Below are 24,484 nucleotides of genomic sequence, written 5' to 3' on the forward strand. Positions count from 1 at the left end.
GTCTATTCCACTCAAGGATAGCCTTGGCGGCATGGCGACTGACCCGAGGAACCCGGACGACTCGTACCTCAGCTTCTGGCGGGACTACCACATGTGCACCCTGACCACGCCGCGCCCGGACGGGACGCCGCACGTGGTGGCGGTCGGGGTGACCTACGACCCCGAGGGCGGCGAGAACGGCATCGCCCGGGTGATCACCAACAAGCACAGCCACAAGGTGGCCAACGTCCTGGCGGCGGGCCCCGAGGGCGCGCGCGTGGCGGTCTGCCAGGTGGACAAGGGGCGCTGGGCGACCCTGGAGGGCGTGGCCCGCATCCGTACCGAGCCGGAGGTCGTCGCGGACGCGGTGAACCGCTACGCCGAGCGCTACGGCCGGGTCCCGACGCCGAACCCGGACCGGGTGGTCATCGAGATCGCCCTGACGCGGGCGATGGGCCGGGCCTGAGGCGGACCTCGCCGGCAGCCGGGGGCATCCGTCCCCGCACCCGGGCGGCCTCGTCCCCGGACGGGCCCGTGAGCCCGGCGGCCCCGTACCCGGACAGCACAACGGCGCCATCGCGTTTCAGGTCCGCGATGGCGCCGCTGTGTGGGGGAAGCACCTGAGCGATCTACAACGACGGGGGAATCGCTCAGGCACTGCGGGGGGTGGCGGTGATGGTCTCGGGCTCGAGCAGCTGGTGGTCACGCTGATCGAGATTGACGAAAATCATGCCGTACCGGATGGCACAGCGGACCGGCTGCGGGGCGCCACGCGGCCTCCGCAGGCACCGGTAGGCGCGGACGTCCTCGTCCTGCTCACGAGCGACGACGATCGGTTCTCCGAAGAGAGTGACCATCAACGAATCACCACGGTGGGGAATGGCCGTGACGAGGTCGATGAAATGCCACCCGGATCGGTAGGCCGAGGCCATCTCCCGCCGGAAGACCCGGTCGTCCGGCGGCACGGTCATGCGTCCGCGCCCGCCGGGATGGAGTCCCACGTCGGCTCGCGCTCGACGGTCTTCACGGAGTCCCACGTGGGCTCCCCCTTGACCGTCGGCACGAAGTCCCATGTGGGCTCCCCCGCGACCGTCGGCGTGGAGTCCCACGTCGGTTCGCCCGGGGCGGCGACAACGTTGTTCGCGGGCGGTGTGTCCCACGTCGGCTCGCCGTCGAGGGCGAGAGCGCCGAGGGCAGCCGCAGCAGCGAAAGCTATGGCGCCAAGTGCACGAACCATCCTGGTCATGGCCGATCTCCACCTCTTTTGATCATTACCTCCTCCCCCGCGAATAAGACGATGGCTCACTCCGAACCCTTCCACCAGCGATGCCAGGCATCATGTTCCTGTAATTCAGGACCCTGAGGGGGGTGCAAATGGAGCCGAAGCAGGGTGATACCGACACACGGCACGGTCCGGGCGAGCTGTGCGACGCCGGAAAACGTGTGTACGCGACCGCTTTGCGGGCCGGACGGATCGCCCGGGCGGAGGTCGAACCCGTCCCCTGCCTGATCGAACTGTCGCTGCTGCACCCCGACCCGGACGACTCCCAGTGGCTGCGGCCCATCCCGCCGTCCATCGCGTTGAACAAGCTCATACACCCCATCGAGCGGGAGATCCAGCAGCGCCGGCAGCTGGCCATCTCGCTGGCGGACACGTTCGAGCCATTCATGACGATCAACGCGCCCGACCCGTCGGCCACCCAGGCGATCACCGTCCTGGAGGGCCTCAGCCTCATCAACGCCACGCTCGACCGGGTCATCAACGAGTGCACCGAGGAACTGCTCACCATCCAGCCGGGCAGCGGGCGCAAGCCGGAGGTCGTCCAGGCCGGCCTGCGACGGGTGGAGCCCCTGCTCGACCGCGGGATCCGCATGCGCACCCTCTACCAGCACACCGCGCGCCACCACTCCGCCACCATGGGGTACGTCGAACGGATCGCGCCGTACGGCCTCGAGGTGCGCACCCTCGAGGAGATCATCGACCGGCTGATCATCGTCGACCGCAAGATCGCGTTCGTGCCGGCCCGATCGGACCGGCGGGTGGCACTCGAACTGCGCCACGAGGGCCTGGTCCAGTACCTCGTCGGCGTCTTCGACCAGTTCTGGCTGCACGGCGTGCCGTGGGAGGAGGAGATCCCCTACAGCCCGTCCGTGGACGGCATCGGCGGAGTCCAGCGCTCCATCGCCAAGCTCCTCGTCGAGGGCCACGTCGACGAGGCCATCGCGCGCCGCCTCGGCATGAACGTCCGCACCTGCCGCGCCCACATAGCCAAGCTCGCCGCCGCCCTCGGCAGCGGCAGCCGGGCGCAGCTCGGCTTCCTGATCGCCCAGTCCGGGATCCTGGAGCAGGACGGCTGACGATGTACGTACGGATCGACCTGGACGGCCCGGCCGGAAGGCTGCGGGTGTCCGGCCACGGACTGCCCACCGTGGAGCTGGTGCGGGCGGCGGGCGCCCGCACGAACCGCCTGGTGCCCATCGGCACCCGTGACCGCGCCGCTCTCGCGCTCAGCGTCGACGGGCGGCCCGCCCGCATCCGCCCGGCCCGGGGCCGCCTGCTGCGGCGGTCCTACCGCGTGGACGCCACGGTCCTGGGCGCCCGCTACCGCCTCCTCCCCTGCTCGCACGTGGCCAGCCGGCTCCTGCGCGACGGCCGCCGCCTGGGCACCCTGGAGTCCTCGGGGGACGGCAGGGTCGCCGCCGACTGGACGGCGCCGGCTGCCCCGAGCCCCCTGGACATCGCCGTCGGCACCGCCCTCGCGGCCGCCTTCGGCACGGGCGCGGCGCCCTCCTGGGAGACGGTCGGGGACATCGTGGGCGAACTGATCCCCTGAGCCGTCCCCGCGGGCGGGAACGAGCCGGTCCGCCGGCCCTTGGGGCGGGCCCGAGGCCGCGAGGGCCCGCGAGAGTCCCTCGGCGGGCCCGAGAGGCCCCCTGACCCGCATGAGGGCCCCGGGGGGACCCCCGGCCGCGCGAAGGCCCCCTCCGCGCCGGGAGAGCCGGAACGGAGGGGGCCTTGGCGTCGTGGGGGTGCCGGAGCCTCAAGGTCCTCCCGAGCGGCGTCGCGCCCGGGTCACTCGCCGCGCTTGGGGCGCCAGACCACCAGCGCGCTCGCCTGCTGCACGTCCTGGTACGGCACGAGATCGCGCCGGTACGAGGCGTGCACCTGCGCCTCGCGCTGCTGCATCGCCATCGCCGCGCCCTCCACGGCGGCCGACAGTTCGGCCACGCGGGCCTGGAGGGCCGCGACCTGGTTCTCCAGCTCGATGATGCGCTTGATACCCGCCAGGTTGATGCCCTCGTCCTGCGACAACTGCTGCACGGTGCGCAGCAGTTCGATGTCACGGGCCGAGTAGCGCCGGCCGCGCCCGGCCGTACGGTCCGGGGAGACCAGGCCGAGACGGTCGTACTGGCGCAGGGTCTGCGGGTGCAGACCCGACAGCTGGGCCGCCACCGAGATGACGTACACCGGTGTCTCGTCGGTCAGTTCGTACGGATTGCGGCTGCGCCCCGGTCGGATGTCCATCGCGTCAAGCTCCCTTCGCGGCCTGGAAGAGTTCTGCTCTGGGGTCCTCGCCCGCCGTCGCCTCGCGGTACGTCTCGAGGGCTTCGCGGGCCTTGTCGTCCAGCTCCTTGGGCACCGCGACCTCCACCGTCACCAGCAGGTCGCCCCGGGTGCCGTCCTTGCGGACCGCGCCCTTGCCGCGGGCGCGCATGGTCCGGCCGTTGGGCGTGCCGGCGGGCAGCTTCAGCGTGACCGCGGGTCCGCCCAGGGTCGGCACCTTGATCTCGCCGCCGAGCGCCGCCTCGTCGAAGCTGACGGGCACGGTGACGGTGAGGTTGTCGTCCTTGCGGCCGAAGACCGGGTGCGTGTCGACGTGGACGACGACGTACAGGTCGCCGCCCGGGCCGCCGCGCTCGCCCGGCGCACCCTTGCCGCGCAGCCGGATCCGCTGACCGTCGGAGACCCCGGCGGGGATGCGGACCTGCATCGTGCGCGAGGACTTGGCCCGGCCGCTGCCCTTGCAGACCTCGCAAGGGGTCTCGGCGATGAGGCCGCGCCCCTTGCAGTCCACGCAGGGGTCGGTGAGCGAGAAGGAGCCGCTGCCGCCGCGCGAGACCTGGCCGGTGCCGACGCAGGTCGGGCAGACGCGCGGTGTGCCGTTCTTGTCGCCGGTGCCGGAACAGGCCTTGCAGGGCTGCTGGGAGGACATCCGGAGGGGCACGGTGGCGCCGTCCACGGCCTCGGTGAAGCTGAGCGTGACCTCGGACTCGATGTCCTGGCCGCGGCGGGGCTGCGTCCGCGCACCGGCGGGGCCGCCCGCGCCCCGGTTGAACAGGCCGCCGAAGACGTCTCCGAGGCCGCCCCCGAAGCCGCCGGCTCCGGCCGGGCCCTGGGCGCCTCCGAAGAGGTCGCCCAGGTCGAAGTTGAACGTTCCGCCCGCGCCGCCCGGCCCGGCACGGAACCCTCCGTTGCCGAAGAGCGCGCGGGCGTCGTCGTACTCCTTGCGCTTCTTGGGGTCACCGAGGATGTCGTTCGCCTCGGAGATCTCCTTGAAGCGCTCCTCCGCCTTGGTGTCGCCCTTGTTGGCGTCCGGATGGTTCTCGCGGGCGAGCTTCCGGTACGCCTTCTTGATCTCGGCGTCGGTGGCGTCCTTGGGGACGCCGAGAACCTTGTAGTAGTCCTTCTCGACGAAGTCCTTCGTGCTCATCGACGTCCCTCCTCCCGGACGATCTTCACGTCGGCCCGCAGGGGGTGCGATCCGGCTCCGCGTGTGCTCGCGGGGTCGTGTCACGCACTCTCTTCGGGGCCACCGCTCTCCTCGTCTGCCGACTTCTCTTCCTTCGCGGCCGGCGTCGCCCCGGGCTGGGGCTCGGCGACCGCCACGCGGGCGGGCCTGATGGTCCGCTCGCCGATTCGGTACCCCGGCTGCAGGATCGCCACGCAGGTCGTCTCGGTGACGTCCGGCGCGTACGAGTGCATCAGGGCCTCGTGGATCGTCGGGTCGAAGGGCTCGCCCTCCTTGCCGAACTGCTGGAGTCCCATCTTGGCGACGACGGTCTCCAGCGATTCGGCCACCGACTTGAACCCGCCCACGAGTTCGCCGTGGTCCCGGGCCCTGCCGACGTCGTCGAGCACGGGCAGGAGCTCGGACAGGAGGCTCGCGATGGCGATCTCCTTGACCGTGACCCGGTCCCGCTCCACGCGGCGGCGGTAGTTCTGGTACTCGGCCTGGAGCCGCTGGAGGTCCGCGGTGCGCTCGCCGAGCGCGCTGCGGAGCTGGTCCAGCTGGGCCGTCAGGCCGGCCGTCTGGGCTGCGTCCCCGGCCGGGGCCGCCGAGCCCTCCTCCTGCGAGGGGGTCTCGGCGGCCTCGACGGCGTCGTCAGATTCGGCGCCGGAGGGGACGTCGGGCTTCTCCTCGAAGCCCGGGGTCTCCTCCGTCATCAGACAGCGCCGCCCTTCGGCTTCTCGTCGTCGACGATCTCGGCGTCGACGACGTCGTCGTCGGCCTTGGCGTCGGCGCCCGGGGCCTCGCCGCCCGCGGCCTGCGAGGCCTGGGCGTCGGCGTACATCGCCTGGCCGAGCTTCTGGGAGACGGCCGCGACCTTCTCGGTGGCCGTACGGATCTCCGCGGTGTCCTCGCCCTTGAGCTTCTCCTTCAGCTCGGCGACGGCGGTCTCGACCTCGGTCTTGACGTCCCCGGGGACCTTGTCCTCGTTGTCCTTGAGGAACTTCTCCGTCTGGTAGACGAGCTGCTCGCCCTGGTTGCGGGACTCGGCGGCCTCGCGACGACGGTGGTCCTCGTCCGCGTACTGCTCGGCCTCCTGGCGCATCCGGTCGACCTCGTCCTTCGGCAGCGAGGAGCCGCCGGTGACGGTCATCTTCTGCTCCTTGCCCGTGCCCAGGTCCTTCGCGGTCACGTGCATGATGCCGTTGGCGTCGATGTCGAAGGCGACCTCGATCTGCGGGACGCCACGCGGCGCCGGCGGCAGACCGGTCAGCTCGAACATGCCGAGCTTCTTGTTGTACGCCGCGATCTCGCGCTCGCCCTGGTAGACCTGGATCTGCACCGACGGCTGGTTGTCCTCGGCCGTCGTGAAGATCTCGGACCGCTTGGTCGGGATCGTGGTGTTGCGCTCGATGAGCTTGGTCATGATGCCGCCCTTGGTCTCGATACCGAGGGACAGCGGAGTGACGTCGAGGAGCAGGACGTCCTTGACCTCACCCTTCAGCACACCGGCCTGCAGGGCGGCGCCGATGGCGACGACCTCGTCCGGGTTCACACCCTTGTTGGCCTCCTGGCCGCCGGTCAGCTCCTTGACGAGCTCGGCGACGGCGGGCATACGGGTGGAGCCACCGACGAGGACGACGTGGTCGATCTCGGAGAGCTGGATGCCCGCGTCCTTGATGACGTTGTGGAACGGGGTCTTGCAGCGCTCGAGCAGGTCGGCCGTGAGCTGCTGGAACTGCGCCCGGGTGAGCTTCTCCTCCAGGTGCAGCGGGCCCTCGGCGGAGGCCGTGATGTACGGCAGGTTGATCGACGTCTCGGTGGAGGACGACAGCTCGATCTTCGCCTTCTCCGCGGCCTCGCGCAGACGCTGGAGAGCCATCTTGTCCTTGGCCAGGTCGACGCCGTGACCGTTGGCGAACTGCTTCACCAGGTAGTCGACGACACGCTGGTCCCAGTCGTCACCACCGAGGTGGTTGTCACCGTTGGTGGCCTTCACCTCGACGACGCCGTCGCCGATCTCCAGGAGGGACACGTCGAAGGTGCCGCCACCGAGGTCGAAGACGAGGATCGTCTGGTCGTCCTTGTCGAGGCCGTAGGCCAGGGCGGCCGCGGTCGGCTCGTTGACGATGCGCAGGACGTTGAGGCCCGCGATCTCACCGGCCTCCTTCGTCGCCTGGCGCTCGGAGTCGTTGAAGTACGCCGGGACGGTGATGACCGCGTCGACGACCTTCTCGCCCAGGTAGGCCTCGGCGTCGCGCTTCAGCTTCTGCAGGATGAAGGCGCTCATCTGCTGCGGGTTGAAGCTCTTGCCGTCGATGTCGATCTTCCAGTCGGTGCCCATGTGGCGCTTGACCGACCGGATGGTCCTGTCGACGTTGGTGACCGCCTGGCGCTTGGCGACCTCGCCGACGAGCACCTCACCGTTCTTCGCGAAGGCGACGACGGACGGCGTGGTCCTGGCGCCCTCGGCGTTGGTGATGACGGTGGGCTCGCCGCCTTCCAGAACGCTGACGACGGAGTTAGTCGTGCCCAGGTCGATGCCGACCGCACGTGCCATTTCGATTCCTCCAGCTACCGACTTGAGTGGAACTGACTCAAGGATGCACCACGGGCCCCATCGCGTCAACAGACCTGAGCGTCCCCCACTCAACTCTTCGCCCTGCGGATGGCTCAAAGAGCCGCCCGATCAGGGCTCGGGCGCGTCGGTCCCCCGGCCCGGACACCGCTCCGTGAGAGAGTCCGATACCTCACGAATATCCCACGAAAGGGTGTGGTGGGGGCATGACGGCCAAGCGCGCACTCGACCTCATGGGCGGACTCACCCTGCTGCTCCTCCTGTCCCCCCTTCTCCTCGGCGTGGCCCTGCTCCTCGCCGCGCGCCCGGGGGCCGGGGCGCGGCGCCCGCGCCCCGGCCGGGCACCCGGACGGGCCCCCGGCGAGGAGGAGCGCCCCGGCGCGGTGCTGCGTCGGCGGACGATGGCCGGCCGCCAGGGCAGGACGTTCCGGATACTGACCTTCCGCACACCGGGACCGCTCGCCGCGCTGCCGCTGCTGCTCCACGTCGTCCGGGGCGAGATGTCCCTCGTGGGCCCGTGCCCGCTGGTCCCGGGCCACCGCGAATGCGCGGGCGAGGGCCGCCGCCGTCTCTCCGTACGCCCGGGGGTCACCGGCCTGTGGCAGGTCAGCGGCCGTTCGGAGCTGCCGTGGGAGGAGCGCGCACTGCTCGACCTCCACTATGTGGACCACCACTGGCTCGGCATGGATCTGGCCATCCTGGCGCGTACGCTTCCAGCAGTCCGCAGACGTCGCGCGACGGCGGGAGCCACTCCGCCGGCAAGGCTTGCCTGAGCGACACAGATCACCGCGGGCGCCGCTACAGCGGGGCGCCCCTAAGCGGTAATCTCAGCACGGACTGAATAAGTTACCGCTTAGTAGTGCCACACTCGGCAGTGTCGGCACTCCGCCTCGCAGGCCCGCCCGAGGAGCCCCTCATGCAACTCGCCGCGATCGTCGTGTCGATCGTCATCACGGTGGTGGCCGTCGCGCTGTTCGGGCGCGCCATCGCGCAGATCTACCGCTTCGTGAAGCTCGGTCAGCCCGTCCCCACGGGCACGCGCACCGGCGACCCCACGCAGCGCACCCTCACCCTGGCCAAGGAGTTCCTCGGCCACACCCGCATGAACCGCTGGGGCATCGTCGGCGTGGCGCACTGGTTCGTGGCGGTGGGCTTCTTCTCGCTGCTGCTCACCATCGTCAACGCCTTCGGCCAGCTGTTCCAGGCCGACTGGCTGATCCCGGTCATCGGTGACTGGCTGCCGTACGAGATCTTCACCGAGTTCCTCGGCCTGATGACCGTCCTCGGCATCCTGACCCTGATCGTGATCCGGCAGCTGAACCGGCCGGGCGGGGCGGGCCGCAAGTCCCGCTTCACCGGGTCCAAGACCGGTCAGGCCTACTTCGTCGAGGCCGTCATCCTGATCGTCGGCGTCTGCATCATGACGCTGCGCGCCCTCGAAGGCGTCCAGCACCACGTGACGAGCTGGGAGCCCGGCTTCTTCGCCTCGTACCCGCTGATCGCGCTCCTCGACGGTCTCGACCTGAGCACGATCCAGCACCTCACCTACTTCTTCGCGGCGCTCAAGATCGTCACGTCCTTCACCTGGATGATCACGGTCTCGCTCAACACGAACATGGGTGTGGCCTGGCACCGCTTCCTCGGCTTCCCGAACATCTGGTTCAAGCGCAACGCCGACGGCTCCACCGCCCTCGGCCCGCTCCTGCCGATGACGACCGCCGGCAAGGAGATCGACTGGGAGGACCCGGCCGAGGACGCCGTCTTCGGCGTCTCCCAGGTCGAGCAGTTCTCCTGGAAGGGCATCCTCGACTTCTCCACCTGCACCGAGTGCGGCCGCTGCCAGTCGCAGTGCCCCGCCTGGAACACGGGCAAGCCGCTCTCCCCCAAGCTCCTGATCATGTCGCTGCGCGACCACGCGCACGCCAAGGCCCCGTACCTGCTGGCCGGCGGCGGCAAGGACATGGAGGGCAACGAGCGGGCGTCCGAGGAGCAGCTGAAGGACGTCCCGGCATCGGCCCTCGCCGAGGCCGAGCGGCCGCTGATCGGCACCGCCGAGGAGAACGGCGTCATCGACCCGGACGTCCTGTGGTCCTGCACCACCTGCGGCGCCTGCGTCGAGCAGTGCCCGGTCGACATCGAGCACATCGACCACATCGTCGACATGCGCCGCTACCAGGTGATGATCGAGTCCGCCTTCCCCTCCGAGGCCGGCACGATGCTGAAGAACCTGGAGAAGAAGGGCAACCCCTGGGGCCTGGCCAAGAAGCAGCGCGTCGAGTGGACCAAGGAGGTCGACTTCGAGGTCCCGATCGTCGGCAAGGACGTCGAGGACCTCACCGAGGTCGACTACCTCTACTGGGTCGGCTGCGCCGGCGCCCTGGAGGACCGGGCCAAGAAGACCACCAAGGCCTTCGCCGAACTGCTGCACATGGCGGGCGTCAAGTTCGCGATCATGGGCGGCGAGGAGAAGTGCACCGGTGACTCGCCCCGCCGCCTGGGCAACGAGCCGCTGTTCCAGCAGCTCGGCCAGGAGAACGTCGCCATGCTGAACATGGCGTTCGGCGAGGACGACGAGGACGAGTCGACCAAGAAGCCGAAGTCGGCGAAGAAGATCGTCGCCACCTGCCCGCACTGCTTCAACACGATCGCGAACGAGTACCCGCAGCTGGGCGGCGAGTTCGAGGTCATCCACCACACGCAGCTGCTCCAGCACCTCATCGACGAGGGCAAGCTGATCCCGGTGACACCCGTCGACGGACTGATCACCTATCACGACCCGTGCTACCTGGGCCGCCACAACAAGGTCTACACGCCCCCGCGCGAGATCATGTCGGCCGTCCCCGGCCTGCGCCAGCAGGAGATGCACCGCCACAAGGAGCGCGGCTTCTGCTGCGGCGCCGGCGGCGCGCGGATGTGGATGGAGGAGCGGATCGGCAAGCGCATCAACAACGAGCGCGTCGACGAGGCCCTGTCCCTCGACCCGGACATCGTCTCCACCGCCTGCCCGTTCTGCCTCGTCATGCTGACCGACTCGGTCAACGGCAAGAAGAACGACGGCAAGGCCAAGGAGTCCGTGCAGGTCGTGGACGTGGCCCAGCTGCTCCTCGACTCGGTGAAGAAGCCGGTCGAAGAGCTGCCGGCCGAGCCCGAGCCGGAGCCGGAGCCCGCGCAGTAGTCCCGTCACCGCCGTCCGTACGAGAGGGCCGTCCCGCGATCCGGCGGGGCGGCCCTCCGTCGTCTCCGGGGCCCGCCCCGCGCCCCCGACAGCCTCGGGCGCACCCCTTAGGGGATGTCACAGCTCAGCGGCAAGGTCGGTGCCGATCGGGCCCCTCGCCGCGCGACCGGGTACGTTCGATGACGTGGCTGGATTCAGGAACGGACGCGGCCGGGACAACCGCCCCCCGCAACAACGACCGCAGCAGGCGCCGAACGGGTACAACGCGGCCCCGCCGCCGTACCCGCAGCAGCAGTGGCCCCAGCAGGGCCCCGGCGGACAGCAGTACGGGCAACAGCAGGCGTACGGCGAGCCGGAGTACTTCGGCGACCCCCACGCACCACACCCGCAGCACGCCCCGCGGTCCCACCCGGGCGCGGCGGACAACCCGGGCCACACACGGGCGTTCAGCATCCACGACGACCCGTACGGCGACGGCGCCTCCTACCCGGCCGCCCCCGCCCCCACGGGCCCCCGGCTGCCCTGGAAGGCCCTGCTGAGCGGCATCGTGCTGCGCCCGGCGCCGACGTTCCTGCAGATGCGGGACTACGCCGTCTGGGGCCCCGCGCTCGTCGTGACCTTCCTCTACGGCCTGCTCGCCATCTTCGGCTTCGACCAGGCACGCGACGAGGCGATCAACGCGACCCTGTCGACGGCGATCCCGTACGTCCTGATGACCGGCGTCGGCTTCGTCGTCGGCGGACTGATCCTGGGCGCCGTCACCCACACGCTGGCCCGCCAGCTCGGCGGCGACGGCTCCTGGCAGCCGACCGTGGGCCTCTCGATGCTGATCATGTCGATCACGGACGCGCCCCGGCTGATCTTCGCCATGTTCCTGGGCGGCGAGAACGGCCTGGTGCAGGTGCTCGGCTGGATCACCTGGCTGGCGGCCGGCGCGCTGCTCACCGTCATGGTGAGCCGCTCGCACGACCTGCCCTGGCCGAAGGCGCTGGGCGCGTCGGCGATCCAGCTGGTCGCACTGCTCTCGATCATCAAGCTGGGCACGCTGTAGGACACACCACGAGGCGTACGAGAGGGGCCCCACCGGCTGCGGTGGGGCCCCTCTCATGCGCCCGGGCGTCCCGTAGGCCCGAAGCAGCCGGTTCCGTTCACAGGATGCCCGCCTGGCGCGCGGCGGTCGTCCAGCTCGGGAACTCGGACAGGATCCGGTCGTACAGCTCCTGGTCGGGGACCGTGCTGATGTCGTCGACAGCGAAGAAGCCGACATTGTCGACGCGACGCCCGTGCAGGGAGTCGAGCCGTTCCAGCACTCCGTAGTCGGACCGGCCGAGCCCGACGAACTGCCAGAAGATCGGCTCCTCCACCGCCGCGCGCAGCTCCTGCTCGATCTCGGCGTTGCGATGCACTCCGCCGTCGGAGAAGAACAGCACCAGGGTGGGGGCGGGCGTGGGATTTCGCGCGACGTGGGAACGCACCTGCGCGATGACCCGCTGCTCCTCGTTCTGGATGCCCACGGTCCGCATGTCGACCTGCCCGGCTTCCAGCCCCTTCGGCCTCCTGTTGCGACGGAAGAGACCCACTTGTCCGACGCGTACGTGCAGGCGCAGCCATTCCGGCAGTTCACCGAGCCGGAGATCGGGCAGGCGGGCCGGCTGGGAGGCGAACGTCCACGCCTGCATCTCACCGTCGTCGTCCAGCTGCGCGGCGATCGCGGCCATCCGCTCCACCACGTCGGCCACGACACCCCGCGTGTACAGGAAGCTCATGGAGCCCGAAGCGTCCAGCACGAGGACGACACGCGCGACGATCCCCTCCGCGCCGTGCTTGCGCAGGCTGACCGCGACCTGTTCCTTGCGCAGCGACAGGCGCTTGCGCATGTCCACGGGCAGACGCTCCTCGCCCTTGCCGGGACGCGGAGCCGCCGACGACGCGCTCGGCGCCGGTACGGCGGTCGGGCCCCGCACGGCGGCCGCCGGCGGCACGGCGTCCGAGGACGGCTCGTCGACCGTGATGCCGAACTCCGTGGCCAGACCGGCGAGCCCCGCGGCGTAACCCTGGCCCACCGCCCGGAACTTCCACTGCCCCTGCCGCAGGTACAGCTCGCCGCAGATGAACGCCGTCTCGGTGTCGGCCTCCATGCCGAAGCGCGCCAGCTCGCTCCCGGACGCCGCGTCGAGCAGTCTCAGCACCAGCCCGGGCACCTGGCCGAAGGTCCCGCCGTCGGCCGAGGCGCACAGCGCGACGCGTTCGACCTCGGAGTCGAGCAGGCGGAGATCCACGGCCACGGTGTCGCTCGTGACGCCGTCGGCACTCCGCTTCCCCAGGTGGCTCACGGCTTCGGAGGCATGCCGCGGCTGGTTGTAGAAGACGAAGTCGCCGTCGTCCCGGACCCGGCCGGCCGAGGTCAGCAGCAGTGCCGAGGCATCGACGTCGGGCACGCCCGGCCCAGGGGACCAGACGAGCTCGACGCGCAGTGCCGGAGAGTCCACGGGGACGTTGGCCCCCTTGCCGAGGGATCGCGCTGTCATGGCCCCAGTCTGCCCAGTGCACGGCCCGAACGGCCGACGCTCCGGGACGACAGCGCGTCCGCGTCCGGCTGGGGCGGGGCGGCCGGGTCAGGGGGGCAGGTCAGGTCAGGCGGTCCAGGCGGCGCGGGTCGGGCGGGTCAGGTCAGGCGGCGCGGGTCGGGCGGGTCAGGCGTCGAGGATCTGGCCCTCGCGGCGGACGACAGGCGGCTCGACCGACCAGGGGAAGTTGATCCACTCGTCGGTCTTCTTCCACACGTACTCGCACTTCACGAGCGAGTGCGACTTCTCGTAGACGACCGCGGAACGGACCTCGGCGACGTGGTCGACGCAGAAGTCGTGGACGAGCTTGAGGGTCTTGCCGGTGTCGGCGACGTCGTCGGCGATCAGGACCTTCTTGTCGGAGAAGTCGATCGCGTTCGGGACGGGCGCCAGCATGACCGGCATCTCCAGGGTGGTCCCGACGCCGGTGTAGAACTCCACGTTCACGAGGTGGATGTTCTTGCAGTCCAGCGCGTAGGCCAGACCGCCGGCGACGAAGACGCCGCCGCGGGCGATGGAGAGCACGACGTCGGGCTCGTAGCCGTCGTCGGCGATGCTCTGGGCGAGCTCGCGGACGGCGATCCCGAAGCCCTCGTACGTCAGGTTCTCGCGTACTTCACTCATGACGACAGCCGCCTCACACCTGGGAGCGATGGAAGTTCAGGAACGAACGGGAGGCCGTCGGCCCCCGCTGTCCCTGGTAGCGCGAGCCGTACCGCTCGCTGCCGTACGGGAACTCGGCGGGCGAGCTCAGCCGGAACATGCACAGCTGGCCGATCTTCATCCCCGGCCACAGCTTGATCGGCAGGGTCGCGAGGTTCGACAGCTCCAGGGTCACGTGCCCGGAGAACCCGGGGTCGATGAACCCGGCGGTCGAGTGCGTGACGAGCCCGAGCCGCCCGAGGGAGCTCTTGCCCTCCAGGCGCGACGCGATGTCGTCTGGCAGCGAGATGACCTCATAGGTCGAGGCGAGTACGAACTCGCCGGGGTGGAGGATGAACGCCTCGTCGCCCTCCGGCTCGACCTCACGCGTCAGGTCGAGCTGCTCGACGGCGGGGTCGATGTGGGGGTAGCGGTGGTTCTCGAACACCCGGAAGAAGCGGTCAAGCCGCACGTCGATGCTCGAGGGCTGCACCATGGATTCGTCGTACGGGTCGATGCGTACCCGTCCGGCGTCGATCTCGGCCCGGATGTCCTTGTCTGAGAGAAGCACCCCCCCACGATACGCAGAGGGCGCGGCCCCGCCCCACTCGGGCAGGGACCGCGCCCCGGGCATCACCGCTGCTCAAGCTCCACGGGCACCGCATGCCGCAACCGCGCACACCGCGGACACCGGACGAGCCGCCCGGGCCCGATCCGCCCGGCCCCGAGCTGCTGCAGCGGGAACGAAGCGGTACTGAACACGTGCCCTTCGGCACAACGGACGACGGTGCGCTCCATCGAACCCATCAAGTCCCTTCCCCGACAAGTGGTGGACGAGACAGCCACATTAGGGGATCAAGAGGACACCGCTCCACGCGGCACTCCGCGAGGACGGGCTTCGCCGCGAACATCGGCATGGGGTACAGTGTCCGAGTCTGCGGTACCGATCTTCGGTCCGCCGCGCGGATGTAGTTTAATGGTAGAACATGAGCTTCCCAAGCTTATAGCGCGGGTTCGATTCCCGTCATCCGCTCTTCTACGAAGCCCCAGGTCAGCGACCTGGGGCTTCGTCGTCGTCCGGCGTCTTTGGGCGTCACGCGCTCCACGGCCGGGGAGGTGTCAGAACTCCAGCACCTCGCGGTCGAGCGGGTACCTGGCGCGGTGGGGGCCGTCGTGCGGCGAGGGGGTGATCGGCAGGACTCCGGTCGGCTGGAGGCCCAGGTTGTCGTCCCAGATCCGGGGTTCGACGTGGCCGAGGACGCGGAACTCCCGGAAGGTGAACGGCGGGCTGTCGGTCGGGAAGAACTCGGGCGTGGTCATCACCTGGAAGTGCAGGTGCGGCGTCGTCGAGTTGCCGCTGTTGCCGATCAGGCCGAGGACCCTGCCGGGTTCGACGTGGTCGCCTTCCCGGACCCTGAGCGAGCCGGGCTTCAGGTGGGCGTAGAGCAGGTAGCGGCCCGGCGCGACCTCCACGGTGACGTGGTTGCCGACGGTCTCCTCGATCGGCGGGACCGGCGGGGCGACGGGCGGCGTGTTGTCCGGGATCCCGTCCTGGACCTCCACGACCCTGCCGCCGGCCGCCGCCACGACCGGCTGCCGGTAGCTCAGGTAGCTGGTGAGCCGGGCGGGGTCGCCTTCCCAGGTCCGTCCCTGCTCGCCGACCCGGTACCAGTCGATCGCGAAGCGCTGCGGTACGTAGAAGCGCCCGTTGATCGGGCCGAGGCCCCGGCGGTGGTGGGTGTTGCCGCAGCACGACTCGCTGGAGTACCAGGTGCCGGGGCGGACCGGCGGGTCCAGGTTCATCGGCGCGGCGCGGTCGGTCGGGGTGACCTGGACCGTCTCCTCGAACGGGGAGGAGCCGGAGGCGGTGAGGACGGCACCCGAGAGGCGGTGTTCGAGGACCTCGGGCACCCGCCGGTCGCGGTCCAGGGCCAGGTCGATCCAGACGACCCACTGCTGGGAGCCCGGGATGAGGGTCGGTGTCGGCCCCGGGGGCGCCGGGGTGGAGCCGTCCGCACCCGGCAGGGGGTCACCGACCGGGTTGGCGGCATCGGCCAGCGCCTGGCCGCTCAGCGCGCCCACCACCCGGTGCGTGCGGGCGTCGCGGACCTCGACGCGGTCGAGCCGCACCTTCGCGGTGCTGGGCAGTGCGTTCGTGGTGAGCAGTTCGTACGAGAGGTGCGTCTTGCCGTCCGTGGCCCGGAAGGGCGCCGGTTCGGTCATCACCGCCGCCGTCAACGGGGTGAACTGCGGTCCGGGCGTCGGCGGGGTCGCGCCGGTTCCGAATCCGGGTGCCGCCGCGGCCGTCAGCATGCCGACCGCGAGGGCTGCGGTGACGAGCCCGCGACGCAGCGGGCTGCGGCCGGTGCGGTGGCGAGGGTCGTGCTCTGCCATGGTGCTCTTCCAGTCGTCGGGTCCGGGACCGTGGAGGGCACCGGCACGCCCCGCGCCGAGGCGCAGGCCCATGTAATCCGGGGACGGGCGCTCCCGGCGGGTGGCGCCGGAGTCGGGTGCCGAACTACACCCGTCCAGCCGCACCGGCCCGCCGCGCCGCGCCCCCGATGGGCGAACAGAGCTGGATCCGGCCTGTCACCCGGCGGTGAGGAAGGCCGTCAGGGCGGGGGCGAGGAGCTTCGGGTCGATGTCGTGCTCCTGGCCGGGGAAGACCTGGAGGGTGAAGTTGTCTCCGAGCGCGGCCAGTTCGCGTGCGCCGGTGAGCATGTGCGGGGCGCCCGCGTCACCACTGCCGACGAGGACCGGGACCGTCACCGTCCGCCAGCGGTCGCCGGACAGGGGGCGGCCGGACATGGTCTCGCCCATGATCCGCCCGTCGTAGGGCAGCGTGGGGGCGGTGGCCTCCATGCCGGCCCAGAAAGGGGCCTGCCGCATGCCGGCGACGACCTCGGCCGGCAGGCCGACGGCCGCGGTCATGAAGTAGGCCACCGCGTCGCCGTACGCGCCCCGGGCCACGAGTCCTTCCAGGTGGGCGACGTAGTCGGCGGGCAGCGGCGGACGGCTGTCGTCGGTGACGAAGGGCGGCTCGTAGAGGGCGAGCCGGGTCACGGCGCTGCCCCGGGCCGCGGCCTCCAGCGCCAGCACGGCGCCGGAGGACATGCCGAAGAGCATGGCCTCGCCGCCGGTGTGCTCGATCAGTGCGTCCAGGTCCTCGACCTCACGCCGTACCTCGTAGGACGGCCCGTCGCCGCTGTCCCCCCGGCCCCGACGGTCGTAGGTGAGCACCGTGAAGTGGTCGGACAGCAGATCCGCGAGTTCCGCGGAGGCGTGCCGTGTCATGAAGGCGCCGCCGACGAGCACCACCGCGGGGCCGGAGCCCCGCTCCTCGAAGGCGATGGCCGTGCCGTCGGCAGAGATGACCTTGTCCATGTGCGACAACCCCCATCAGGTACGCGGTCCGGCCGGAAGCCTCCACCGCTTCGGAACTGGACGGTACAGTACCCACTGCGGTACTGGTCAGTCCAGTACTCTTCGGGGGCGGGGAGACGACGGGCAAGAGGAGTCGACGATGGACAGCCGTTCGGCACGCAAGCACCAGGCGATCATGGACGCCGCGACCGCCGTGTTCCTGGACAAGGGGTACGCGGGAACGAGCATGGACGACATCGCGAAGCTGGCCGCCGTCTCCAAACAGACCGTCTACAAGCACTTCGCGGACAAGGAGAAGCTCTTCTCCGAGATCATCCTGGCGACCACCGACCGCATCGACGGGATGATCGAGCTGGTGGCCGACGTCCCCGCCACGGCCGACGGACTGGACGAGAACCTGACCCGTCTCGCCCGCCGGCTCCTGGCGGCCCTCACCCGGCCCGAGGTCATCCGGCTGCGCCGGCTGATCATCGCCAACGCCGACGCCTTCCCCGCGCTCGGAGCCGCCTGGTACGAGCAGGGCTTCGAGCGGGTCCTCGTCACCCTGGCCGCCACCTTCCGGCGACTCGACGACGAGGAAGTACTCCGCACCGACGACCCGGTGCTGGCCGCGCACCACTTCGCGGGGCTCCTGCTGTGGATCCCCGTGAACCAGGCCATGTTCCACGGCAGCGCCCGGCACGCGGAGGCGGACCTCGACCGCTACGCGACGGCCGGCGTGCGCACCTTCCTCGCGGCGTACCGCGCTCCGGTCACCTCGTGAGCGGTGGTGGCCACGCCCCATCGCATCGGCCGCACCGCCGTTCGTGCTGCGCCTGGTAACAATGCCGCGACGACCTGGGGCTTCGTCGTCGGCCGGACGTCCGCCCCTCTCCGGCTCTGCTGCGGCAGGCGGCGTCGGGTCCCCGCGGTCCGGGCGGTGCCCGGCGTTGTTCGGTTCTCCCGGCTGCACGCGAAGACCGGGCCGCCGCCGGGTCGCCGACGTCTGTCGAACCGCTCCCGCTGGGCGGCGATGGGGTGCACGGTGCACCTCCTTCGCACCACCCCGCGTTCCGCGCCTCCCGGTCAGCGGGCGGGGAGCCAGCCCTGCTGGACCGAGCGGACACCTGCCTCGAAGCGGCTGCGCGCCCCCAGTCGCTCCATGAGGTCACTCGCCAGGCGGCGGGCGGTGCGCGGGGACACGCCGAGGCGCGTCGCGATCGCCTCGTCGGTGCAGCCCTTGGCGAGAAGCTCGATCACACTCTGCTCCTGGGCGCTGAGCCCCCGCTCATTGACGCCGGCCGTATCACCAAGCGGCTGAGCGGCATCCCACACGCGCTCGAACAGGGCGCAGAGCGCCGTGAGCGTGCCCTGACCGGTCAGGACGACGGCGCCTGCCGCGGTGTCGTCGCTGCTCACCGGAATCACGGCGGTGGCCCGGTCGACCACGATCATGCGGGTGGGCAGCGAGGGGACGGTACGGACCTGGCCACCGAGTTCGGCGAGCCAGTTCAGGTACGCGACGGTATGGGGGCTGTTGCGGACGCTCTCGAGGTAGACCGTGCGCATCCGGACGCCGCGTTCCAGAAGGTCGCGGTTGAGCGGCTTGGCCGCCTCGATGTGTTCGGGCTTCTGGGCGCCGGCAGGCGCGAACGTCATGACCTCCTCGCGCATGTCCCGGGTCAGTCGCCTCAGGTGGTCACGGATCTGGTCGATGCCGATGAGCTGCTCGACGCCCGGGTGCATCTGGGCAGGGCGCAGATCGGCGTAGTCGGCGATGAGCTGGGCCGCTGCGATGCGGGAAGCCTCGACCTGCAGCTGCTGAGCGGCGAGCTCCTCCTGTTGCCGAGCCATCAGGATCTCCATCCCGATGTCGGGGGAGACAGCCCGCAGCCCTTCGTGTTCGCCGGACGGGCGCAGGAGAGACAGCTCGCTCAGGGTGTCCACGGCTTGGCGTACGACCGTCAGGGTCGTCCCGAGACGCTCGGCGAGGGCGCTCAGGCCTTCCTGTGGATGAGCGAGCATGCCGCGGTACACGGCTTCCGACATGGCATCAAGGCCGAGTGCGGTGCGCATGCGGTGCCCCCCTTGTGGCAGCTGGCGGTGATCGCACGACTGTATGGCAGCGCCGCGGGGCCAGGCAGGGGCTTACTCCGGCCACTGCCCGGAGTGACATCGATGGTGACCCGTGCACCTGTCACCCGCCCTGGGATCTCGTTTGTGGGGTGCCGGTTCACGCCGTGCTCAGGCCGCTGGAGCCGTTCGGTACGTACCCCGCGCCTGAGCCGGTGTTCCTCTCCGCCGCACGGTCCGACCGGCACGATCCTTGCGAGCCCCGTTCCACCAGCGTCTCTCCACCACGAAGCCCCGGGTCAGTGACCTGGGGCTTCGTAAGCTCCTGACCTCTTCGGACCCGCGCGCCATGCGCGTGCCCGTAAGAGTCCGGCCGCCGGGGCCGCTGCACCTGTGGCTGCCCGGTGGGCTGCCGCCCCGCGGCGGCATCGTGTCAGCTCTGCGCGGCGTCGTCGCCCGTCTGACCGGCGGCCTCGGCCGACTCCGCCTTCTCGCGCATCTTGCGCACCAGCTCCGCCTTCTTGTCGGCGGCACCCTGGCGGTCGAGGTTGCGGTGCGGGCCGTTGTTCTGCCGTTCGGCGCGGGACAGTCTCTTGCGCTGGCCGCCGCCCTGGCCCACGGGGTTGTTGATGTTCTTGCTCACGGTCATGGGTTCTCCCGGTAACGATGTGAAGTGATCTACGGATTCCTCGGTGGGGGACGGGCGCGGCGACGCCGGAGGGCGTCAGCGGGAGCCCGTCACGCTCTCACTCGTGAATCGGCGTCTGGAAGAACATGCCAAAGACGTTACCCGGTACCGCCGGCACCGCACGCCACGCATGCGCCGCCCCGACGGTGAGGGCGCCGGCGCGGGTGGCGGGGGCGGGTGCGTGCGCGTCCGCGTGATCGTTTCGACGCGGCACCAGGAGGCGGGACTTTCGAAACACGCCCCAGGCCGGCAACCTGGGGCCGCGTCGTCGTTCATGTCTGCCAGGGCCCCGCGCGACCCGTCAGGCCGACTGGGGAAGCCAGCCCCGCTGGACCGCGCGGGCACCCGCTTCGAAGCGGCTGCGGGCGCCGAGCCGGTCGATGAGGTCGGTGGCGATACGCCGGGCCGTGCGGGAGGAGACTCCCAGGCGTTTGGCTATGGCGTCGTCCGTGTGACCGGCGGCGAGGAGCTGGAGCGTCGCGCTCTGCTGTGCGGTGAGACCGTGTTCGTCGTGCGCGGAGCCGCTTCCGAGAGGCTGGGCCGAGGCCCAGATGGTCTCGAAGAGCGCGCAGAGGGCGGTGACGATGCCGTCGCTCGTCAGGACCACCGCTCCGACCGCGGTGTCCTGGCTGGCGAGCGGGATGACCGCGGTCTTGCGGTCGACCACGATCATCCGGGTCGGCAGCATCGGTGCCGTGCGCACCTGAGCGCCGCGTGTGGTGAGCCAGTCCGCGTAACCGAGGGTCGGTTCGTCGTTGCGGACGCTGTCGAGGTAGACCGTGCGCATGCGGACGCCACGATCGAAGAGTTCCTGGTCCAGCGGGCGGGACGCTTCCATGGCTTCGGCGGTCTGCGCTCCGTCGGTGTTCAGCCCCAGCAACTCCTCCCGTACGTCCCGGGTCAGGATGGCGAGGCGTTCGCGGATCTGGTCGAGGCCGTCGAGCTGTTCCACGCCGGGTCCGCTGACCGTGGGCGTCAGGGTCGCGTAGTCGGCGATGAGACGGGCCGCCGCCTCCCGTGAGGCTTCCAGGCGCTGCTGGCGTGCGGCGAGTTCGGCCTGCTGGCGGGCCATCAGGACCTCCATGCCGAGGGCCGGCGGCACGGCCCGCAGCTGGTTGCGGGATTCGTACGACGGCCGGATCAGCGTCAGTTCGCTGAGTGTGTCCAGCGCGGTACGGACCTGGCCCTCGGCCAGGTTCAGACTCTCGGCGATGGCCCGCACACCATGCCGAGGGTGGGCGAGCATCATCCGGTAGACAGCCTCTGCCGTGCTGTCCAGGCCCAATTCCACGAGCATCTCTAACATCCCCCCCGGAACGTCTTCGACAGGTAGATCGACGGACGAGGATCATGCCAGGTACACCCATCGGTGACCAGGCAGAAAAGACCGTTCCAACCCCTTGGCCGATTCCGGCCTTGGGGTTGTACCGACCCCGTGGCCTGTTCCGGCCATGTCCCCAACCGGCCCGAAAGCGGGCAGGTCAGCGGCTGCCGCAGCTGGAAGCCTGACGGACATGTATCTCGTTCACGTCCATCTGCGCCGACCCGTGGGCGGTCACGTTCCCGAGGAGATCGGCGTCTGGGTGAGCGACGTCGCCGCCTTCGGGCGAGTCGAGCACGTCGCCGTGCACCTCACGACCCCCGCCCGCCCCGTCCTGGGCGTCTACCTGCTCGCCGACCGCCTGGAGGAGGCCGAGGAGCTGGCGCTGACGGCCTGTCGGCGGGTGGTGGCCGAGCGGCCCGAACTGCGGGGGTGGCAGGTCGTCGAGGGATACGTGCCGCTCCTCGCTCCCGTCTACGAATCCTTCGTCGGCGTCGCCGGTCCGGCCGCCGTGGACGAAAGCGTCCAGGGCCGATTCCGTCCACAGGAAAGCTCTTCTCCCGGGCCTGAGCTGGGGGAAAGCTAGAACTCGCCGCCGGGGAGACCCGGTCGGGCCACTGGATGCGGCATCACCGCGGGATGCGATCCGGAGTCCTACCGCCCACTCAGGAAAAGGAACCACGTCATGCTGCGCACCCGTATCGCCGAGACCGCCGCGGTCACCGTCCTCGCCCTCGGCGCCGTCCTCCTCGGCACCGCCGCCGCGACCACCACCGCGGGTTCCGAGTCCGTCGTCGCCGAGGCGACCACCACGGACGCTCCTCCGGCCACAGGGACCGACAACATGACCTGGCAGTAGCAGTGTCCGCCCGCACCGGGGCGGATCCCCTGACGAGAGCGCGTCCGGTCAGCCGACGCGACCGCGGCCCGAGGTCCTCGCCGCCGCCCTCCCCCCGTCCTCACCGCTTCGCCACCGGGAGGTTTGTCATGCCCAAGCCCTGCACCTCCCGCCGAAGCGCCGTCCTCGCCTTGTCGATCGCCTCCGACGACTTCGTGATCTGGGGCTAGGCCCCACGCCCGGCCTTCACCCCTCGTCAGCCCCCGTAGAGGAATCGAGCCTCCATGCCGTACGTCAGCTCCCGCACTCGTTCCACCCGACACCTCGCCGCAGCCGTGCTGATCGCCGTCGGAATCACCGGCCCGCTCACCGCCTGCGGAAGCTCTCCACCCTCACCTCCCCACGCCCTGACCGCGGGAGCCGCATCGGCCCAGTCGGCTCCCGGCGGCTCGAAACCGTCGGCCACCTCACCAGCCGCCCGGTCACCGCAGGCGGTGCTCCCTCCGCGGCGCGGGGGCACCCCTGGCGGACCCCAGGGCTCGCGGACGGCTCCGCCCGCCCCGGTTCCGATTCCCACCCCGCCCGCGGGGCAGTCGCAGCGTCTCCCCGAGGGACGGTTGACAGTCGCCGACTCCGCGCGGCTCACCGTCGAGATCGACGACCTGCCGGCCTCGCCCCGACTGGTCTCCGGCGGCGCACCGGTGGAGTTCACCGTGACACTGCGCAACTCCGGAGACACCGACTTCCCGTTGATCGCCCCCGTGGTGCGGTTCGACCAGTACGACGGCGGGCTCGCGCCCCTCGGTTCGGTCGCCGGCCGTCTGGAGCGCTTCGATCCGTCCACCCACGCCTGGCGGCCCGCCCCACTGCCGCAGGCCTCGGGGATGGACTATCTCCTCGCCGCCACCGGTGGTGCGCCCCTGCCCAGGAACGCGGTGACGACGATCCGCTATCGGGTCGCGCTCGACGCCGGCCTGCGCGCCGGTGTCACGGAACTCCAGGTGCACGCCGTCTCCCAGCCGTCCAACCAGCAGGCCGGCGTGGCCGCGGCCAAGGTGGTCATCGCCCCCTGAGCCGTCCGTGACCGGCAGCTCCCTCGCCCGACCGACCGCTCCTCACACACCCGGCACCACCCCGGCACCCACGTGCCCACACGAACTTCACCATGCCCGAAAACAGGAGACAAACAATGTCAAAGCTCGCTCTTCGCCGCACGCTTCAGGCCATGCTCGCCACCGCGGCCCTCGCTCCCGCCCTCGTCTTCGCCGGCGCCCATCCCGCCTCGGCCAGTGTGGGCACCACGATCACGGGCATAGCCGAGCAGAACCTCGGCAACGGGCCGTGCGACACGAACAGCGCAGGAGGCTCCGGTTACTACGGGAGTTGCTCGGAAGCGTGGTGCGCCGACTTCGCGAAGTGGGTCTGGGCCCAGGCCGGTGTGAACGTCACCGGTCTCACCGCGGCGGCCGGCAGCTTCGGCCAGTACAACGGCGGACTCCAGAGCACCCCGCACGTCGGTGACGCGGTGGTCTTCAACTACAACGGCGCCGGATACGCCGACCACGTGGCGCTGGTGAAGTCCATCAACGCCGACGGCACCATCACCACCATCGGCGGCAACCAGAGTGGCGCCGTGACCTACGGCACCATCAGCAACGGTTACTACAACTCCCAGAAGGTCAGCGGCTATGTCTCGCCGATCGGCGGGGTGGATGCCGCGCCCGCTCCGGTCTTCACGCAGACGGCGGCGGCGGACTTCAACGGTGACGGCGAGGCGGACATCATCGCCCGCGACGCCTCCGCGACGCTGAAGATCTGGACCCACAACCCGGGCGGCTACTTCAACTCCCCGGTCAACGTCACCGCGGGCTGGAACTTCACCCAGACCGCCGCCGCCGACTTCAACGGCGACGCGAAGGCCGACATCATCGCCAAGGACGCCAACGGCAACCTCAAGATGTGGACCGGCCGCGGCAACGGCACCTTCAACACCGCCGTCAACGTCACCGCCGGCTGGAACTTCACCCAGACCGCCGCCGCCGACTTCGACGGCAACGGCAAGACCGACCTCATCGCCAAGGACACCGACGGCAACCTCAAGATCTGGGCCGGCCGAGGCGACGGCACCTTCAACGCCCCCGCCCACCTCTCCGCCGGCTGGAACTTCACCCAGACCGCCGCCGCCGACTTCAACGAAGACGGCCAGGCCGACATCATCGCCAAGGACACCAACGGCAACCTCAAGATGTGGACCCACAACCCCGGCGGCTACTTCAACGCCCCCGTCCACGTCACCGCAGGCTGGAACTACTCCCAGACCACCGCCGCCGACTTCGACGGAAACGGCAAGGCCGACCTCATCGCCCGCAACGACACCACCGGCGACCTCACCATCTGGGCCGGCCACGGCGACACCACCTTCGGCACCGCCGCCAAGCTCACCGGCGGCTGGTAACCACCGCACCGGAACCGAGCCGGCCCGTGGCCGGTGAGCATCACACCAGCACCCGGCTCACCGGCGGCCGGTGAC

25 protein-coding genes and 1 tRNA gene are annotated in these 24,484 nt (G+C 70.5%); 12 read left to right on the forward strand and 14 right to left on the reverse strand.

Annotated features, from left to right (window positions below):
• Positions 1–31 precede the first annotated feature (31 nt).
• The gene (locus tag AB0K65_RS01060; RefSeq protein WP_365712966.1) at positions 32–445 is read left to right on the forward strand and encodes a pyridoxamine 5'-phosphate oxidase family protein; all 414 of its coding nucleotides are present in this window, start codon (positions 32–34) and stop codon (positions 443–445) included.
• A gap of 184 nt (positions 446–629) precedes the next feature.
• Here AB0K65_RS01060 and AB0K65_RS01065 read toward each other — a convergent pair whose 3' ends face one another.
• Positions 630–950, reverse strand: coding sequence for a (2Fe-2S)-binding protein (locus tag AB0K65_RS01065; protein ID WP_329118791.1), 321 nt, complete (start codon positions 948–950; stop codon positions 630–632).
• On the reverse strand, positions 947–1,225 hold the full coding sequence (locus tag AB0K65_RS01070) for a hypothetical protein (protein ID WP_365712968.1): 279 nt from the start codon (positions 1,223–1,225) through the stop codon (positions 947–949). The genes AB0K65_RS01065 and AB0K65_RS01070 overlap by 4 nt, the downstream gene beginning before the upstream one ends.
• A 128-nt stretch (positions 1,226–1,353) precedes the next feature.
• Here AB0K65_RS01070 and AB0K65_RS01075 point away from each other — a divergent pair, with 128 nt between their 5' ends.
• Positions 1,354–2,337 carry a helix-turn-helix transcriptional regulator gene (locus AB0K65_RS01075; protein ID WP_365712970.1) on the forward strand — a complete coding sequence of 328 codons (984 nt, stop codon included), beginning with the start codon at positions 1,354–1,356 and terminating at the stop codon, positions 2,335–2,337.
• Positions 2,338–2,339: 2 nt separating this feature from the next.
• Complete coding sequence (locus AB0K65_RS01080; protein ID WP_365712972.1) at positions 2,340–2,813, forward strand: hypothetical protein; 474 nt, start codon at positions 2,340–2,342, stop codon at positions 2,811–2,813.
• A gap of 239 nt (positions 2,814–3,052) precedes the next feature.
• Here the strand turns inward: AB0K65_RS01080 and AB0K65_RS01085 are convergent, their stop codons facing one another.
• The 4 genes from AB0K65_RS01085 to dnaK form a co-directional block, all read right to left on the reverse strand.
• Positions 3,053–3,505, reverse strand: coding sequence for a helix-turn-helix domain-containing protein (locus AB0K65_RS01085; protein WP_365712974.1), 453 nt, complete (start codon positions 3,503–3,505; stop codon positions 3,053–3,055).
• Between the two features lie 4 nt (positions 3,506–3,509).
• Positions 3,510–4,691, reverse strand: coding sequence for a molecular chaperone DnaJ (dnaJ, locus tag AB0K65_RS01090; RefSeq protein WP_365712976.1), 1,182 nt, complete (start codon positions 4,689–4,691; stop codon positions 3,510–3,512).
• An 80-nt stretch (positions 4,692–4,771) separates the two neighbouring features.
• Positions 4,772–5,425 carry a nucleotide exchange factor GrpE gene (gene grpE / locus AB0K65_RS01095; protein ID WP_365712978.1) on the reverse strand — a complete coding sequence of 218 codons (654 nt, stop codon included), beginning with the start codon at positions 5,423–5,425 and terminating at the stop codon, positions 4,772–4,774.
• A complete protein-coding gene (dnaK, locus tag AB0K65_RS01100; protein WP_365712979.1) occupies positions 5,425–7,269 on the reverse strand; it encodes a molecular chaperone DnaK in 1,845 nt (614 codons plus the stop codon). The genes grpE and dnaK overlap by 1 nt, the downstream gene beginning before the upstream one ends.
• Positions 7,270–7,493: 224 nt before the next feature.
• Between dnaK and AB0K65_RS01105 the strand changes: the two genes are divergently transcribed.
• The 3 genes from AB0K65_RS01105 to AB0K65_RS01115 all read left to right on the forward strand — a co-directional run bounded on the left by AB0K65_RS01105 (position 7,494) and on the right by AB0K65_RS01115 (position 11,513).
• Positions 7,494–8,060, forward strand: coding sequence for a sugar transferase (locus AB0K65_RS01105; RefSeq protein WP_365712980.1), 567 nt, complete (start codon positions 7,494–7,496; stop codon positions 8,058–8,060).
• Positions 8,061–8,203: 143 nt separating this feature from the next.
• Positions 8,204–10,462, forward strand: a complete 2,259-nt coding sequence (locus AB0K65_RS01110; protein ID WP_365712982.1) for a (Fe-S)-binding protein — start codon at positions 8,204–8,206, stop codon at positions 10,460–10,462.
• A gap of 184 nt (positions 10,463–10,646) precedes the next feature.
• A complete protein-coding gene (locus AB0K65_RS01115; RefSeq protein WP_365712984.1) occupies positions 10,647–11,513 on the forward strand; it encodes a Yip1 family protein in 867 nt (288 codons plus the stop codon).
• 97 nt (positions 11,514–11,610) lie between these two features.
• Here AB0K65_RS01115 and AB0K65_RS01120 read toward each other — a convergent pair whose 3' ends face one another.
• From AB0K65_RS01120 to dcd, 3 genes are all read right to left on the reverse strand, one after another.
• Positions 11,611–12,990: a VWA domain-containing protein gene (locus AB0K65_RS01120; RefSeq protein WP_365712987.1), complete on the reverse strand. Its 1,380-nt coding sequence runs from the start codon at positions 12,988–12,990 to the stop codon at positions 11,611–11,613.
• A 165-nt stretch (positions 12,991–13,155) separates the two neighbouring features.
• Positions 13,156–13,653, reverse strand: a complete 498-nt coding sequence (locus tag AB0K65_RS01125; protein ID WP_365712990.1) for a phosphoribosyltransferase — start codon at positions 13,651–13,653, stop codon at positions 13,156–13,158.
• A 13-nt stretch (positions 13,654–13,666) separates the two neighbouring features.
• Complete coding sequence (gene dcd, locus AB0K65_RS01130; RefSeq protein WP_365712993.1) at positions 13,667–14,242, reverse strand: dCTP deaminase; 576 nt, start codon at positions 14,240–14,242, stop codon at positions 13,667–13,669.
• A gap of 391 nt (positions 14,243–14,633) precedes the next feature.
• Between dcd and AB0K65_RS01135 the strand changes: the two genes are divergently transcribed.
• Positions 14,634–14,704, forward strand: a tRNA-Gly gene (locus tag AB0K65_RS01135).
• 86 nt (positions 14,705–14,790) lie between these two features.
• Here AB0K65_RS01135 and AB0K65_RS01140 read toward each other — a convergent pair.
• Entirely contained in the window at positions 14,791–16,065 is a 1,275-nt protein-coding gene (locus AB0K65_RS01140; protein WP_365712995.1) for a M23 family metallopeptidase, read from the reverse strand.
• A gap of 195 nt (positions 16,066–16,260) precedes the next feature.
• The gene (locus AB0K65_RS01145; RefSeq protein ID WP_365712997.1) at positions 16,261–17,055 is read right to left on the reverse strand and encodes an alpha/beta hydrolase; all 795 of its coding nucleotides are present in this window, start codon (positions 17,053–17,055) and stop codon (positions 16,261–16,263) included.
• A gap of 139 nt (positions 17,056–17,194) precedes the next feature.
• On the opposite strand from AB0K65_RS01145, the gene AB0K65_RS01150 reads away from it, so the two are divergent.
• A complete protein-coding gene (locus AB0K65_RS01150; protein WP_365712999.1) occupies positions 17,195–17,818 on the forward strand; it encodes a TetR/AcrR family transcriptional regulator in 624 nt (207 codons plus the stop codon).
• Positions 17,819–18,120: 302 nt separating this feature from the next.
• On the opposite strand, the gene AB0K65_RS01155 is transcribed toward AB0K65_RS01150, so the two are convergent.
• The 3 genes from AB0K65_RS01155 to AB0K65_RS01165 form a co-directional block, all read right to left on the reverse strand.
• Positions 18,121–19,110 carry a LuxR C-terminal-related transcriptional regulator gene (locus AB0K65_RS01155; protein ID WP_365713002.1) on the reverse strand — a complete coding sequence of 330 codons (990 nt, stop codon included), beginning with the start codon at positions 19,108–19,110 and terminating at the stop codon, positions 18,121–18,123.
• 430 nt (positions 19,111–19,540) lie between these two features.
• Positions 19,541–19,756 (reverse strand): DUF6243 family protein, encoded by a 216-nt coding sequence (locus tag AB0K65_RS01160; RefSeq protein WP_365713004.1) that lies wholly within the window; start codon positions 19,754–19,756, stop codon positions 19,541–19,543.
• 340 nt (positions 19,757–20,096) lie between these two features.
• Positions 20,097–21,092, reverse strand: a complete 996-nt coding sequence (locus AB0K65_RS01165; RefSeq protein WP_365713006.1) for a LuxR C-terminal-related transcriptional regulator — start codon at positions 21,090–21,092, stop codon at positions 20,097–20,099.
• Positions 21,093–21,309: 217 nt separating this feature from the next.
• On the opposite strand from AB0K65_RS01165, the gene AB0K65_RS01170 reads away from it, so the two are divergent.
• From AB0K65_RS01170 to AB0K65_RS01185, 4 genes are all read left to right on the forward strand, one after another.
• Entirely contained in the window at positions 21,310–21,702 is a 393-nt protein-coding gene (locus AB0K65_RS01170) for a hypothetical protein (RefSeq protein ID WP_365713008.1), read from the forward strand.
• Between the two features lie 99 nt (positions 21,703–21,801).
• Entirely contained in the window at positions 21,802–21,975 is a 174-nt protein-coding gene (locus AB0K65_RS01175; RefSeq protein WP_365713010.1) for a hypothetical protein, read from the forward strand.
• A gap of 596 nt (positions 21,976–22,571) precedes the next feature.
• Entirely contained in the window at positions 22,572–23,027 is a 456-nt protein-coding gene (locus AB0K65_RS01180) for a hypothetical protein (protein WP_365713012.1), read from the forward strand.
• Between the two features lie 116 nt (positions 23,028–23,143).
• Positions 23,144–24,409: an FG-GAP-like repeat-containing protein gene (locus AB0K65_RS01185; protein ID WP_365713014.1), complete on the forward strand. Its 1,266-nt coding sequence runs from the start codon at positions 23,144–23,146 to the stop codon at positions 24,407–24,409.
• The last annotated feature ends 75 nt before the right edge of the window (positions 24,410–24,484 follow it).

This window comes from Streptomyces sp. NPDC053755, assembly GCF_040677675.1.
GTDB lineage: Bacteria > Actinomycetota > Actinomycetes > Streptomycetales > Streptomycetaceae > Streptomyces.